Raw genomic sequence first — 14965 nt, forward strand, 5'->3', positions numbered from 1 at the left:
ATGAAAAAGCTTACGATTCCTCTTCTCCTATCGGCTGCCTTATTGGTTGCGCAGCATACGGCATCAGCGCAGTATCCGACCATTCCGGCCGACGTTCAGAAAGAAAGTGATGACCTGCTCAAAGAGGCTCGTCGGCAATCGGATATTGCCTGGGAAAAGGCAAAGCCGATCATCGATAAGGAAGCGAAAGAAGGGAAACCGTACGTTCCGTGGGCGGCTCGTCCGGTCGATCTGCCACAGGCCAGCATTCCCGCTTTTCCAGGAGCCGAAGGGGGTGGCGCGTTCACGTTTGGCGGACGGGGCGGTAAAGTCATCGTCGTAACCAGCCTTGAAGATAGCGGCCCCGGTACGTTACGGGACGCCTGCGAACAGGGGGGCGCCCGTACCGTTGTTTTCAACGTAGCCGGTATCATCAAACTAAAAAGTCCGCTGATTATCAGGGCTCCTTACATTACCATTGCCGGGCAAACGGCTCCGGGCGATGGCGTTTGCGTTGCCGGTGAATCAGTCTGGATCAATACCCACGACGTACTGATTCGGTACATGCGCTTCCGTCGGGGCGAAACTTTTGTGGGTCGTCGCGACGATTCCATTGGCGGCAATCCGATTGGCAACATCATGATCGACCACGTATCAGCCAGTTGGGGACTCGACGAAAATATGTCGATGTACCGCCACATGTATAACGACAGCACAGGCAAGACACTGGAAGAAAAGCTGCCTACCGTAAATATCACGATTCAGAACTCGATTTTCTCGGAAGCTCTCGACACCTGGAATCATGCCTTTGGTAGTACGCTGGGTGGTGAGAACTGCACGTTTATGCGCAACCTCTGGGCCGATAATGCCGGGCGGAATCCGTCAATTGGCTGGAACGGTATTTTCAACTTTACAAATAACGTCATCTTCAACTGGGTGCATCGGTCAACCGATGGGGGCGATTATACGGCTATGTACAATATTATCAATAACTACTATAAGCCTGGTCCGCAAACCCCGAAAGACTCTCCTATCGGCTACCGGATTTTAAAACCCGAATCAGGACGTAGCAAACTGCCCTACCGCGTTTATGGACGGGCCTACGTCAATGGCAACATTGTTGACGGGAATGAGAAAGTGACCAAAGATAACTGGGATGGCGGTGTTCAGGTTGAAGAAATGGCGAATGCCGGTGAATACGCGTCCAAAATGAAATGGAATGAGCCGCTGCCAATGCCTAAACTCACGATTCTTTCTGCCAGACAGGCGTATGAATTTGTGCTGGCCAATGCGGGGGCTACCCTTCCCAAACGCGATCCGGTCGATACGCGGGTGGTGGAGCAGGTACGTACGGGTAAGATCACGTACAAAGAAGGAGTTAAATTACCGGAAACGCAGTTTAAACACCGTCGTCTGCCTATTGATTCGTACAAGAATGGTATCATTACCGATCCGATTCAGGTGGGTGGTTACCCGGATTACAAAGGCACGCCTTACGTTGATTCCGATAAAGATGGGATGCCCGACAGTTGGGAGACCAAAAATGGCCTGAATCCAAAAGATGCGTCGGACGCCAGCCAGGACAAAAACAAGGACGGCTATACGAATATCGAAGATTTTCTGAACAGCGTCGTTTCGGTGCAGACCGTCCGACCCAGAACGTAACTGTCATTAGTCATTCATCATTCGTCATTGGTCATTAGTACTATCAGCCAATGACCAATGACCAACCCCTCCTAAACCGTGCTTAAACTCAATCTGCTTACCGCACTGCTTTCGTTCCTGGTCGCTTTTGGGCGTATCGGGTATGTGTGCGCGCAGAAAAACAAGCCGGTTCCTCCCAAACCAGTTGCGCTGGGAACAGAGGGACATCTGGTCTACACTCCTGACGAACAGGGCAACCGTATCCCCGATTTTTCGTACTGCGGCTATAAAGCTGGTGAAGAGGCTATTCCGAACGTAGCCATCAAGGTTGTTGTACCGGCCCGAAAAGGCGACGCTACCCGTCGGATTCAGGCGGCTCTTGATTACGTAGCGTCCCTACCTTTAAATAGCGACGGCTTTCGGGGCGCTGTTCTGCTCGATAAAGGGGTTCATGAAGTGGCGGGCAGCTTGCACATCAGTGCGTCAGGTGTGGTACTGCAGGGCAGCGGTATGAACGCTGGAGGCACCACTCTTCTGGGCACGGGTACCAGCCGCGATCATCTGATTACCATTTCGGGGAAGAGCGACCGTCAACTGGCTGCCGCTTTACCGATTACAGACAGCTACGTTCCCGTTAATGCCTCCAAAATTCACGTAGCAAAATCAACCGACCTTAAGGCTGGTGATTATGTCCAGATACGTCGACCTTCCACGAAAGAGTGGATTCAGAAACTCGGTACCGATACGTTTGGGGGTGGCCTTTCGGCGCTGGGTTGGAAACCGGGTCAGCGCGACCTCTACTGGGATCGGCAGGTTATCGCCCTGAACGGTACTGAACTTACCCTCGATGCGCCACTAACTACGGCCCTCGATTCCGCTTACGGCGATGGTACAGTTGCCCGATACAACTGGGCAGGACGAATCTCGCAATCAGGCCTTGAAAACCTTCAGCTCGAATCCACATTCGACAAAACCAACCCCAAAGATGAAGCGCATCGCTGGATGGCGATTGTGCTGGAAAACGTACAGGACGCCTGGATTCGGCAGGTAATTTTTCGGCACTTCGCGGGTTCAGCTGTAAACATTCAGGAAACAGTCCGGCGCGTTACGGTCGAAGACTGTCAGTCGCTGGCTCCCGTTTCCGAGATTGGGGGTGAACGGCGGAATACGTATTTCGTTAAGGGTCAGCAGATTCTTTGTCAACGGTTATACGCCGAGTCTGGCTACCACGATTTTGCCGTTGGCTTTTGCAGCGCCGGACCGAATGCCTTTGTTCAATGCGAATCGCATTTGCCATTTAGTTTTAGCGGCAGCATCGATAGCTGGGCATCGGGCGTCTTGTTCGACATCGTGAACATCGACGGCAATGCCCTGCGATTTGCCAACCGGGGGCAGGACGAGCAGGGCGCAGGCTGGAATGCCGCCAATAGTGTCCTTTGGCAATGCACAGCCGCCCGGGTCGATTGCTATCAACCGCCAACCGCTCAGAACTGGGCATTTGGTACATGGGCGCAATTTTCAGGTGACGGGTACTGGGATAACTCCAACGAACACATTCAACCCCGAAGTCTGTATTACGCGCAATTGAAAGACCGGCTGGGCGATAAGGCGATAGCCCGAACAATTCTGTTGCCCGTTGAATCCGAAGCGTCCAGCAGCCCCAAAATAGACGTAGCGGCAGCTCTCACGAAACAAGCGGTAAACCCCGCTCCTACCTTATACGATTTTATCACGGCCTCGTCGACGCGCCAACCCATTTCTGTCAGCTCGCATGCTACGTCGATAGACGCGATTGGCGTGCCCAAAGAACCTGTCCTTACCCGTTCAGAGCCGATGCAGATTCTGCACGGGAAACTGGTTCGTGGCGGCAAACTCCTGACGGGTCGCCGACAGGAAGTACCCTGGTGGAATGGAAGTGCCCGACCCTACGGATTAGCCGGGGCCAAGCCACACATTACCCGGTTTGTGCCCGGAATGACCGGTCGCGGTCTTACCGACGATCTGGAAGCCATGACGGACTCCATGAAAGCCGACAATGTAGTTGCTATCGACCACAGCTATGGCCTCTGGTACGAACGTCGGCGGGATGACCACGAGCGTATTCGCCGGATGGATGGCGAAGTCTGGCCGCCATTCTATGAACTGCCCTTTGCCCGTAGTGGTAAAGAAACCGCCTGGGATGGCCTGAGCAAATACGATCTGACGAAATACAACCCCTGGTACTGGAGCCGCCTGAAGCAATACGCCGACCTGGCCGATCAGAAAGGACTGGCGCTCATTCACGAGAATTATTTCCAGCATAACATCATCGAAGCGGGTGCACACTACGCCGATTTCCCCTGGCGACCAGTCAACAACATCAACAACACTGGTTTCCCGGAACCGGTACCCTACGCTGGCGACAAGCGAATTTTTATGGCGGAGCAGTTTTACGACGTATCGCATCCGGTACGTCGGGCGCTGCACCGGGCTTATATCCGTAAGTGTCTCGACAATTTCGTGGGTAATTCGGGGGTCGTTCAGCTGATTGGTGCGGAGTTTACCGGACCCTTGCCTTTCGTGCAGTTCTGGATCGATACCATCAGCGAATGGGAGAAGGAAACGGGCAAAAAAGTAATTGTTGGCCTGAGCACGACCAAAGATGTTCAGGATGCCATTCTGGCCGATGCGAAACGGTCGTCAATCATTAATTTGGTCGATATTCGGTACTGGCACTATCAGGCCAACGGTACGGCCTACGCGCCTGCTGGTGGACAAAACCTGGCTCCCCGTCAGCATGCCCGACTGACCCTACCGAAAAAAACTTCGTTCGAGCAGGTGTACCGGGCCATTCGGGAGTATCGCCAGAAGTATCCGGAAAAAGCCGTTACGTACGCTGCCGACAGCTATGATTCAATGGGCTGGGCGGTGCTGATGGCAGGCGGTTCCATGCCGAACGTATCGGCCGTGGCTGACCCTCAGTTTTTGACCGATGCCGCTCAGATGCAGCCTTTTGACCTGGCACAAAAACCGGCCAGTCAGTGGGCGTTGGCCAGCGAAAAAACCGGCTATATCATCTACACTGAAGCAAACGCGGCTGTTGAACTCGATCTGACAAAATCAGTCGGTTCCTATTCGGTAAGTTACGTTAATCCGAAAACGGGACAGATCACAAAATCGAAAGAAGTCGTGAAAGGAGGCAGTCTGGTCAGTCTGAAAAAGCAGGGCGAAGGGGCTGAAGTGATCTGGGTAAAAAAAAGTAAAGGGTTATGAGATGGTTTGACTATAAACTGGATGTGATGTCGGGTTCTTCAACCCAACGCTGGGCGGTTTCTCAAAACCGTCTGAGCACCGCACTCCATGCGGTTTTAAGAAACCGCGCTAGTCAGGTTTTAGAACCTGACTTCACTGAAAAGGGGGCTTCAAATGCGCGAATTTTAGCCCCCTTTAGGGGTTGGGGGTTTGGGCAATACTTATTTTATTATCAACCCAAACCTACGCCCAGGACACCGTACGGTACGTGGGTACTACCTTGTCTAATGTCGATTATCACCACGGGCAGTTAAGCCCCGCTGTAGGTGTTCATAACATTCAGGTGTTTCGGGCGAATCGGGAACATCCTGAACTGGCAGGTGGTACCAACTGGACGTATAACCACGCGCCAGTGCTGGCGTACTGGAACAGTACGTTTTATCTGCAATACCTCAGCAATCCGGTTGGCGAACACGTACCACCTGGTCAAACCCTGCTGCTAACCTCAAAAGACGGGTATACCTGGACGAAGCCGACCGTCATTTTCCCGCCCTACAAAATACCCGACGGCTGGAAGAAAGAAGGACGCCCGGAAACGGCTAAAGACCTGTACGCGGTCATGCACCAGCGCATGGGCTTTTACGTAGCAAAGAACAAGCGACTGCTGACACTAGCTTTTTATGGGATTGTTATGGGGCCAAAAGACGATCCGAACGATGGAAACGGAATTGGGCGTGTCGTTCGTGAGATCTACCCCGATGGGAAATATGGGCCTATTTATTTTATTCGAAACAACTCATCCTGGGACAAAGCGAAGTCGGCCTACCCGTTCTATACCAGTTCGAAAGACAAGGGGTTTGTGGAAGCCTGCAACGAACTGCTGGCGAACCCGCTGATGATGCAGCAATGGATCGAAGAAGCCGACCGTAACGACCCATTGATATCCCTTAAGAAAGACGTAAAGGCATTTAGCTATTACCATCTTCCCGACAACCGTGTCGTCGGGCTCTGGAAACACGCCCTCACAACCATCAGTAAAGACGACGGTAAAACCTGGCTCTATAATCCGCTGCGGGCACCGGGCTTTGTGAACAGCAACGCCAAAATCTGGGGACAACGCACCTCCGATGGACAGTATGCTACGGTTTACAATCCGTCCGAATTTCGCTGGCCGCTGGCCGTTTCCACCAGTCGTGACGGGCTGAATTATACCAACCTTTTGTTGGTCAATGGCGAAATCACGTCGCTGCGTTACGGAGGTGCCTATAAATCGTACGGGCCGCAGTACGTACGAGGCATTGAAGAAGGCAACGGCACCTCACCCGATAATAACCTCTGGGTGACCTACAGCATGAACAAGGAAGACATCTGGGTGTCTAAAATTCCGGTACCCATCACCGACGAAGTGACGGCTCATCCGAACGAAACCTTCGCCCTCATGCCTGCCGGTGAAGAACTGAAATACTGGAATATCTACAGCCCTATTTACGCGTCGGCCAGAATTGAGTCTACGGATGGAGACAAGGCGCTGGTGCTACGCGATAAAGACCCATTCGACTATGCCAAAGCCGAGCGCGTGATTCCCGATTCAAAAAAGGTTGCCGTCGAATTTACAATTGTGCCGCAGCATCAGACCGCCAACCGAGCGAACAAAGGCACGTTACAAATTGAATTTCAGGACGCCAAAGGCAACGCAGCTGTCCGCCTGATGTTCGATGCTGACAGCCTCTTCAAAGCCAAAGTGGGTTACCGCGATTCGAACATACAGAAATACGAAGGGGGTAAATCCTACGATGTACGCATCGAACTCGACCGCGACAAACGGATGTTCACGGCCTTCGTCAATGGTCAGTCCAAAGGTACCAGACTGTTTTTTGCCCCGGTCGCTTCGTTCCGGCGGGTCGTCTTCCGAACGGGCGGGGTACGTCGGTTTCCGGATGCCGATACGCCCACGGATCAGAATTACGATCTGCCTAAAGGTGGCGAACTGGAAGCCGAAGCTGTATTTGTCATCAAATCATTTAAAACGAGTCCGTTACCAGCGCGAGCGGAGTAGATTACCGACCCGTCGGTAAACAGAATGGAACGTAACAACGCTGTTTTTTCAAGGAATTTAGGGCTCAGAACCCGTCAAAAAACAACAATAAGAAACAACCAATGCCAAAACGTCCCCTATTAGCTGCCATCCTCTTTCTCCTTTCGGCACAACTGAAAGCGGAGGTTGTATTGCCCCGCATTCTGGGGCATAACATGGTTTTGCAACAGGGTAAACCACTGGTTATCTGGGGTAAAGCTACAGCTGGTGAGACCGTAACAGTACAGTTTGCCGGGCAGAATCTGACGACTTCAGCCGATGCATCCGGCAAATGGAGCGTTACGTTAAAGCCGCTCAAGGCCTCGGCTGTTCCATCTGAACTGATTATTTCGGGCACGAATACGATCCGTTTGCAAAACATCCTGGTGGGCGAAGTCTGGCTTTGTTCGGGGCAGTCGAACATGGAGTATACGATGCGAAAAAACAGCAAAGTGAACCCGTCACTTGCTACGCAGCTCACTGATGGTCATAATCCCGTTGATGAATTGAATTACGCCCATAATCCGCTGATTCGCATTTTTCTGGTGAATCGAAAAGAGTTGAGCAAGCCGGATTCCCTGCATCGCGGGTGGAACGAAGCCCAGGATTCGGCACTACGCTCCTTTTCGGCACCGGCTTACTTTTTTGCCAAAGAACTTTATAAAAACCTGAACGTACCGATTGGTGTCATTTCATCGGCCGTGCCGGGTAGCCGCATTGAGCCGTGGATTTCGGAAGCCGCTTTCCACGAAGACGACTACTACGTCGACCAGAAACTTGACGGTGAACCGGGCAAATTCTATGAGCCCATGATTCGGCCATTGGCTCCCTTTACGTTAAAAGGTTTTTTGTGGTACCAGGGCGAATCCAACTGTTTTCTAAAAGAAACCCTTACGTATTCGCACAAGCTAAAAACTTTGATTACCAGCTGGCGAACTGCCTGGAGCGATCAGAAACTTCCTTTTTACTACGTATCACTGGCGCCGTTCAACTACTCCGAATCGAAACAGAAACTGGCGTTGACGAAGGAAACCCTGCCCGAGTTTCGGGAAGCGCAGGAACGGGTGCTGAGTCTGCCCCAGACGGGCATGATTGTGACAACCGATCTGGCCGACGATCTATCCGACATTCATCCGCCATATAAATGGGAAATTGGTCGACGCCTGGCGCTGATGGCGCTGGCCAACGCGTATGACAAAAGCGATGTCGTTGCGGAAGGGCCGGTTTTTGACAGAATGAAAATCAAAGGACGTACTGCCGAACTCCATTTTACGCAGTTGGGCAGTGGGCTGGCAAGCCGGGACGCTCAGCCGCTTACGGGTTTCGTGATTGCCGGAGCCGATGGTGTTTTCGTGCCTGCTCAGGCTCGCCTTGAAGGGAAACGGGTGCTTGTTTCTGCAGCCAATGTACCAAATCCCGTAGCTGTTCGCTTTGCTTGGGACGAAACAGCGCAGCCCAATCTGATCAACAAAGAAGGGCTGCCCGCCCGACCTTTCCGTACAGATAACCCGCTTAAACATCAACTCTTTTCAGGAAGTCAACTGCCCGAAAGTTCTGGACTATCAGGAAGCCTGAAACAATCGACAACGCAAACTAACCGATGAAAAAGACACTTAATCTGTACGTACTCGCTGTTGCGATCACCATCAGCTCACCCGCTTTCAGTCAGGAGCAACCAGCCAAAACGGCACCGTCAGCGGAAACAAAAGCGAAAGCCGATGCCGAACTCGACAAAAAAGCTGCCGAATGGATCGCATCGCTGAATCTGAACGATGGAGAAAAAGAAAAACGATTGACGGACGTAGTGGCTACGCACCTGAAAGCCGTCTACTACTGGCACAATGCGCATCCGGCCACTACGGTTCCGGCGGGAATTAACCCCGTAACAGGCAAACCCCTTTCTGAACTTGACCGGCAGTTGATTGCAGATTCCGCTATGCCCCCAACGGTTCATCAGGCATTGATGGCAGGGCTGCAGAAAGACCTTGAGAAAAGTCAGGTCGACGCTATTCTGGACAAATACACGATTGGTAAGGTCGCGTTCACGATGAACGGTTATCGGGCTATCGTGCCGAACATCACGCCAACCGAAGAAGCAACCATTCAGGGTTTTCTGGAACAGGCCCGCGAACAGGCCATCGACTACAAAAACATGAAAGAGATCTCAGCCATCTTCGAGATCTACAAAACCAAATCGGAACAGTATCTGAACGCTAACGGCCGAAACTGGCGCGAGATGTATAACACCTACACGGCGGCCGTCAAAGCCAAAAAGGCAGCGGAGAAGAAGTAGTCGTCATTTGGTCATTGGAAGGCTTGTCATTCCGACCTCAGGAGGAATCTCAAGCTTGGCTTATAGGGTAATTTAAGATTCCTCCTGGCGTCGGAATGACAAAAAACAGAAAGTAATACAATGAAATTCAAAGGCTTACATATAACTCTGTCCATCACCTTAACCCTGTTCAGTACGTCGTTTGCCCAATTGGCAAAATGGCAGTCGGGGTTGGTGGTCGATGAGTTTGTGGTTGAGAATCCACCATTTCCCGAAAGTCACGCAGCTACAATTGCCGAAACGCCAACGGGGCTGGTATCGGCCTGGTTCGGGGGTACCAAAGAGCGTAACCCGGACGTGTGCATCTGGGTGAGTCGGCAGGAGAAAGGAACGTGGCTGCCTCCGCAGAACGTAGCCAACGGCATCATCAACGATACACTTCGGTACGCCTGCTGGAACCCGGTTTTGTACCAGATTCCGAAAGGCGACCTGATGCTGTTTTATAAAATTGGGCCAAGCCCCGCCAAATGGAAAGGCTGGCTGAAAACCTCGCCAGATGGCGGACGTAGCTGGTCGGCGGCACGGGCTTTACCCGACGGGTACATTGGGCCGGTCAAAAACAAACCGGTTCTGCTGGCCAACGGAAACCTGTTTTGCCCAACCAGTACCGAAGGCGACGGCTGGAAGCTGCATTTCGAAGTCACATCGGACTTTGGCAAAACATGGCGAAAAATTGGCCCGATCAACGATGGAAGTACCCTTAACGCTATCCAGCCGAGTATTCTGACGTACGGAAAGGGTAAGCTGCAGATTCTGGCCCGTAGTAAAGACCGCGCCATCGAAGAATCCTGGTCGGCGGATAACGGTGAAACCTGGTCGCCCCTAAGCAAATCGTCATTACCTAATAACAACTCAGGCACCGATGCTGTAACGCTGAAAGATGGCCGGCAGGTGCTGGTGTATAACCACGTATTGCCCCCCGGAAATCTGGCGAAAGGCCCACGTACTCCGTTGAATATGGCCGTATCGAAAGATGGCAAAAACTGGTCGGCGGCCGTCATTCTGGAAGATTCACCGATCAGCCAATATTCGTATCCGTCTGTGATTCAGACCAGCGATGGCATGATCCACGTGATTTATACCTGGCGTCGGCAAAAGATCAAACATTCCGTAATAGACCCCGCCAAATTGCTATTGAAACCCATTGAAAATGGTGTCTGGCCCACTATGGATGGCTACACTGCACCGATTGCAAAGGAGATAACAAAAGACTGATGACGCAGAATTTAACCATACATTTCCCCGGCAAGCTCGTTTTCGGCAAAGGCTCTCTCGCAAATCTGAGCGACGAGATCAGCGCGCTACGTCCCGCAAAGGTGCTGCTGGTAACGATCAAGCCGCTATTGGAAAAACTCAAGCCGCTGATCGACAAGCTAACCACCAATGGCATTGGGGTTTGGGTTGACACGAGCATCGTACAGGAACCATCATTTTCTGACTTTAACACGCTGATGCAAACGGTTGTCCCGTAAACCCCGACCTGGTGCTGGGCATTGGCGGAGGCAGTGTGCTGGATGTTGCCAAACTGGTAGCCGCTCAACTCGAGAACGACCAGACACTGACAGATATGCTCGGCATTGGCAACCTGAAGGGTCGCCGAAAGAAACTTATCTGTGTTCCTGCTACATCGGGAACGGGTAGTGAAGCATCGCCCAACGCTATTCTGGTTGATGACGCGGATAATCAGAAGAAAGGCATCATCAGCCCCTTTCTGGTTCCCGACATTATTTACGTTGATCCCCTGCTGACGTTGAGTGTGCCACCGGCTATAACGGCCGCTACGGGAATCGATGCGCTGACGCACTGCCTGGAAGCCTACACCAACAAGTTTGCGCAGCCGTTCATCGACATATATGCGATTGAAGGGATGCGGCTGATTGCGGCAAACATCGTACAGGCTGTACGTAACGGTGCCGATGAAGAGGCCCGTACGCAGGTGGCGATGGGCAGTTTACTTGGCGGCATCTGTCTGGGTCCCGTCAATACGGCAGGGGTTCACGCACTCTCCTACCCGCTGGGCAGTATGTACCACCTGGCGCACGGACTTTCCAACGCATTGCTGCTGCCGTATGTGATGGAATTCAACATACCGGCCTCCGTCTGTAAGTATGCGCAGGTGGCCGTAGCCCTGGGCTGCGAACGCGCTGATGACTGCGCCAAAACAGCGGCTCGCGGTGTACAGAAAATTAGAGACCTGATCCGTGAATGCGGCATTCCGGCGCGTTTGCGCGACGTCAATATTCCGTTTGAGGCCATTCCGACGATGGCCGACGATGCCTTGAAAATTACTCGCCTGCTAAAAAATAATCCGCGGGAAATAACCCGCGAGGATGCTATAGCCATTTATACAGCCGCTTATTAACCTACGTGTATGAAAAAGAAATACCAGGGTGTTGTTGTCCCGCTGGTTACACCCCTGACCGAAACGTATCGATTGGATGTAGCGGCCACTGAAAAGATGATTGCCAGTCTTCAGGCCAATGAGGCTATGCCGTTTGTACTGGGGACAACGGGTGAGGCTACGTCGTTGCCCATGTCGGTAAAAAAGGCGTACGTGAGGGAAACGGCCCGGCTCAAAACGGCTGATACGACCCTGTACGCAGGCATTTCGTCCAACTGTCTGGAAGAGTCCGTTGACTTTGCCAACTACTGTTTCGATCATGGAGTCGATGCGGTCGCGGCTACACTGCCATGCTACTACGCGCTGTCCGACGGTCAGATGAAGCAGTATTTCGAGCAGTTGGCCGACCAGCTGAACGGGCCGCTGATCATCTACAACATCTTCGCGACGACCCGCATGTCGATTCCCATTCCGGTGCTCGACGAGCTAAGCTATCACTCGAATATTGTGGGGGTGAAAGATTCTGAACGTAGCACCGACCGACTGGCCGAATCCCTGGCTCTATGGGCTGAACGTCCTGATTTTAGTCACTTCATGGGCTGGGCCGCCCGGTCGGCGCATGCCTTGCTGGCGGGCAGCGACGGGCTTGTGCCCAGTACTGGAAATCTTTTTCCGGGTATTTACCGCGATATGCTCAAAGCCGTTCAGGATGGCGATGACGAGAAAGCCTTTTACCACCAGAATCAGTCAGATGTGTTTGGGCATGTGTATCAGTCGGGCCGCACGCTGGGCGAATCGTTGTGGGCGCTCAAAGTGCTCATGCAGGAATACAATCTGTGCGGAACGACCGTGATGCCTCCGCTACAACCCCTCTCGCATCTTGAAGAGACTATGTTAAAAACGTCCTTTGCCGAGGTGCTGGTCAAAGAAGAAATACAGCTTTGAGATTCGCCTGGATGCCTGTCGTGGTGTCGGGTTCTCAAACCCGACACCACGACAGGCATCCAGGAAAACAGTGGCCAAACCAAAAATTGCGACAAAATGAAAGAAGATAAACCGATAGTCGGTATCACGATGGGCGATCCGGCAAGTATTGGCCCCGAAATTGCTGTAAAAGCGCTGCTGAATCCGGTTATTTACGACATCTGCAATCCCATTCTGGTTGGTGATGCAGGTGTGTTTCAAGACATTGCAACCCGGTTGAATCTGCCCGCTACGATTCACCCCATTACGTCGGTTCAGGAAGCCACCTTTCAGCTCGGGACTATCGACGTATACGATTTGGCCAACGTAGACCTTGCTGATCTGAAATTTGGCGAAATCTCGGCAATGGCTGGTGAAGCTGCCTTTGCGTCGGTAAAAAAAGTTATCGATCTGGCTCTGGCCGACGAAGTAGACGCCACCGTAACCGGACCCATCAACAAAAAGTCGATCAACGAAGCGGGGCACCATTTTGCAGGACATACCGAGATTTACGCGCACTTCACCAACACCAAAAAATACGGGATGCTGCTGGTTGAAGATCAGATGAAAGTGATTCACGTATCGACGCACGTATCGCTGCGGCAGGCCTGTGATCTGGTGAAAAAAGACCGGATTCTGGAAGTGATCGAGCTGTTGTACAACGGCCTGATTTCGCTGGGCGAAACCAACCTGAAAATTGGCGTTGCCGGATTGAATCCCCATGCTGGTGATTCGGGCCTATTTGGTACGGAAGACGATGAAGAGATTTTACCGGCTGTACTGGAAGCCAAACGCCGGGGTTACGACGTAGAAGGCCCCGTTCCTGCCGATACGATGTTTTCCAAAGCCGCCACGGGTCACTATGGGGGCGTGGTGGCCATGTACCACGACCAGGGCCATATTCCGTTCAAGCTTACGGGTTTCAAATGGAATGCCGACAAAAAGCAGATGGACAGCGTCAAAGGTGTTAATATTACCATGGGGCTCCCCATAATCCGTACCTCAGTCGATCATGGTACTGCCTTCGAAATCGCCGGTAAAGGCGTAGCCAGCCCCGACGCCATGGTACTAGCCATCGAATCAGCTGTGAGGCTGGCTAAGAACAAAATAATGATAGAATGATTGACTAGTTGAATGATTGAATTACGGGTTGCGGTAGAATGTATTTCGCATCAGCCGATTCAATCACTCAGTCATTCTATCATTCAAAATTAAACTATGATTGCCGTAATCGCAGACGATTTAACTGGAGCCGCTGAACTCGGTGGTATTGGAATAGCCTACGGTATGAAGGTAGAACTGGCCATGTCGGTCAATCCACGCTCAACCGCTGAACTGCTTGTTATCGCTACGGATGCCCGGTCCGTTGCCGAAGTGGATGCAGTACGGGAAATGACCGGAGTGAGTGCCGCTTTACGAACGATGAACACCGAGCTGATTTTCAAAAAGGTCGATTCGGTGCTACGTGGACATGTTATTGCAGAAACCAAAGCCCAGATAACTGTTCTGGGTCTGGAGCGTGCCCTTATTGTTCCGGCCAATCCAGCCCTGGGTAGAATTCTGATCGATGGGCATTATTACGTTCAGGGCCAACTCATTCACCAGACCCATTTTTCTAAGGACCCGGAATTTCCGATAACGGAATCGAATGTGATGAAGCGACTCTCGGCAAACGACGTATCGATAACTGTGCAACCGCCTACGACTACTTCGCTTCAGTCGGGAATTGTGATTGGCGAGGTGGGTACGCAGGGGGATCTTATGGCCTGGGCCAGCCGCCTTGACGACCAAACCTTACCGGGTGGGGGATCGGGCTTTTTTACAGCTATTCTCGAAGCACGGTACGCTCTCAAACGGACAAAACGCCTGTCGGGCACGTTGGGACTATGCCGGCTTTACGTCTGCGGAAGTGCCTTCGGGCACAGTGTCGAGCTGGTTAAAAAAGCAGCAATGTCCGGCAATTTCGTTTGTTATATGCCAAACGCTCTGATGATTTCCGGTGGTGAACATCAGGCTGAATTGACCAACTGGGTAACGAGCATTGTTCGTTGTTTTCAACGCCATGAGCAGGTTATCATAGCCATCGATGCCGAATCGGATGTGGATACGCAGGGGTTGGCGGTTCAGCTACGTACTATTATGGCCGAGGTTGTGAAGCGTGTACTCGACCAGATTCCTGTTGATGAACTGATTATTGAAGGCGGCTCAACAGCATCAGCCGTGTTACGTGAAATCGGCGTAAAGCGACTGTCTCCAACTCAGGAACTGACGGCTGGCGTCGTTCGCAGTGCCGTTGTCGGCAATAACCATTTACATATTACCGTAAAGCCAGGTAGCTATCGCTGGCCAGCGATATTGTGGGATTTTAATAGTAATTAGTCATTGGACATTCCAAATTCTA

General features: G+C 52.1%; 11 protein-coding genes. All 11 read left to right on the forward strand.

Features of this window, described 5'->3' with window-relative positions:
* The 11 genes from LN737_RS20115 to LN737_RS20165 all read left to right on the forward strand — a co-directional run bounded on the left by LN737_RS20115 (nt 1) and on the right by LN737_RS20165 (nt 14943).
* Complete coding sequence (locus LN737_RS20115) at nt 1–1644, forward strand: polysaccharide lyase family 1 protein (RefSeq protein ID WP_405511614.1); 1644 nt, start codon at nt 1–3, stop codon at nt 1642–1644.
* A gap of 78 nt (nt 1645–1722) precedes the next feature.
* Nucleotides 1723–4875 carry a DUF6298 domain-containing protein gene (locus tag LN737_RS20120; RefSeq protein WP_405511615.1) on the forward strand — a complete coding sequence of 1051 codons (3153 nt, stop codon included), beginning with the start codon at nt 1723–1725 and terminating at the stop codon, nt 4873–4875.
* A gap of 247 nt (nt 4876–5122) precedes the next feature.
* Nucleotides 5123–6910 (forward strand): six-hairpin glycosidase, encoded by a 1788-nt coding sequence (locus LN737_RS20125; RefSeq protein WP_405511616.1) that lies wholly within the window; start codon nt 5123–5125, stop codon nt 6908–6910.
* A gap of 101 nt (nt 6911–7011) precedes the next feature.
* On the forward strand, nt 7012–8532 hold the full coding sequence (locus tag LN737_RS20130) for a sialate O-acetylesterase (RefSeq protein ID WP_405511617.1): 1521 nt from the start codon (nt 7012–7014) through the stop codon (nt 8530–8532).
* Complete coding sequence (locus LN737_RS20135) at nt 8529–9221, forward strand: DUF3826 domain-containing protein (protein WP_405511618.1); 693 nt, start codon at nt 8529–8531, stop codon at nt 9219–9221. Before LN737_RS20130 ends, LN737_RS20135 begins: the two co-directional genes overlap by 4 nt.
* A gap of 120 nt (nt 9222–9341) precedes the next feature.
* Entirely contained in the window at nt 9342–10475 is a 1134-nt protein-coding gene (locus tag LN737_RS20140; RefSeq protein ID WP_405511619.1) for an exo-alpha-sialidase, read from the forward strand.
* The gene (locus tag LN737_RS20145; RefSeq protein ID WP_405511620.1) at nt 10475–10732 is read left to right on the forward strand and encodes an iron-containing alcohol dehydrogenase; all 258 of its coding nucleotides are present in this window, start codon (nt 10475–10477) and stop codon (nt 10730–10732) included. The genes LN737_RS20140 and LN737_RS20145 overlap by 1 nt, the downstream gene beginning before the upstream one ends.
* 11 nt (nt 10733–10743) lie before the next feature.
* The gene (locus tag LN737_RS20150) at nt 10744–11622 is read left to right on the forward strand and encodes an iron-containing alcohol dehydrogenase (RefSeq protein WP_405511621.1); all 879 of its coding nucleotides are present in this window, start codon (nt 10744–10746) and stop codon (nt 11620–11622) included.
* A gap of 9 nt (nt 11623–11631) precedes the next feature.
* The gene (locus tag LN737_RS20155; protein WP_405511622.1) at nt 11632–12546 is read left to right on the forward strand and encodes a dihydrodipicolinate synthase family protein; all 915 of its coding nucleotides are present in this window, start codon (nt 11632–11634) and stop codon (nt 12544–12546) included.
* A 96-nt stretch (nt 12547–12642) separates the two neighbouring features.
* Entirely contained in the window at nt 12643–13686 is a 1044-nt protein-coding gene (gene pdxA / locus LN737_RS20160) for a 4-hydroxythreonine-4-phosphate dehydrogenase PdxA (RefSeq protein ID WP_405511623.1), read from the forward strand.
* Nucleotides 13687–13782: 96 nt separating this feature from the next.
* Nucleotides 13783–14943, forward strand: a complete 1161-nt coding sequence (locus LN737_RS20165) for a four-carbon acid sugar kinase family protein (protein WP_405511624.1) — start codon at nt 13783–13785, stop codon at nt 14941–14943.
* Nucleotides 14944–14965: the final 22 nt, after the last annotated feature.

The organism is Spirosoma sp. KNUC1025, assembly GCF_045160025.1.
Classification (GTDB): Bacteria; Bacteroidota; Bacteroidia; order Cytophagales; family Spirosomataceae; genus Spirosoma.

Bases quoted from the DNA above. Each gene is read 5' to 3' on its own strand.
- LN737_RS20115 (WP_405511614.1), top strand. From the start codon at position 1: ATGAAAAAGCTTACGATTCCTCTTCTCCTATCGGCTGCCTTATTGGTT.
- LN737_RS20165 (WP_405511624.1), top strand. From the start codon at position 13,783: ATGATTGCCGTAATCGCAGACGATTTAACTGGAGCCGCTGAACTCGGT.
- LN737_RS20155 (WP_405511622.1), top strand. From the start codon at position 11,632: ATGAAAAAGAAATACCAGGGTGTTGTTGTCCCGCTGGTTACACCCCTG.
- LN737_RS20140 (WP_405511619.1), top strand. From the start codon at position 9,342: ATGAAATTCAAAGGCTTACATATAACTCTGTCCATCACCTTAACCCTG.
- LN737_RS20135 (WP_405511618.1), top strand. From the start codon at position 8,529: ATGAAAAAGACACTTAATCTGTACGTACTCGCTGTTGCGATCACCATC.
- LN737_RS20145 (WP_405511620.1), top strand. From the start codon at position 10,475: ATGACGCAGAATTTAACCATACATTTCCCCGGCAAGCTCGTTTTCGGC.
- pdxA (WP_405511623.1), top strand. From the start codon at position 12,643: ATGAAAGAAGATAAACCGATAGTCGGTATCACGATGGGCGATCCGGCA.
- LN737_RS20130 (WP_405511617.1), top strand. From the start codon at position 7,012: ATGCCAAAACGTCCCCTATTAGCTGCCATCCTCTTTCTCCTTTCGGCA.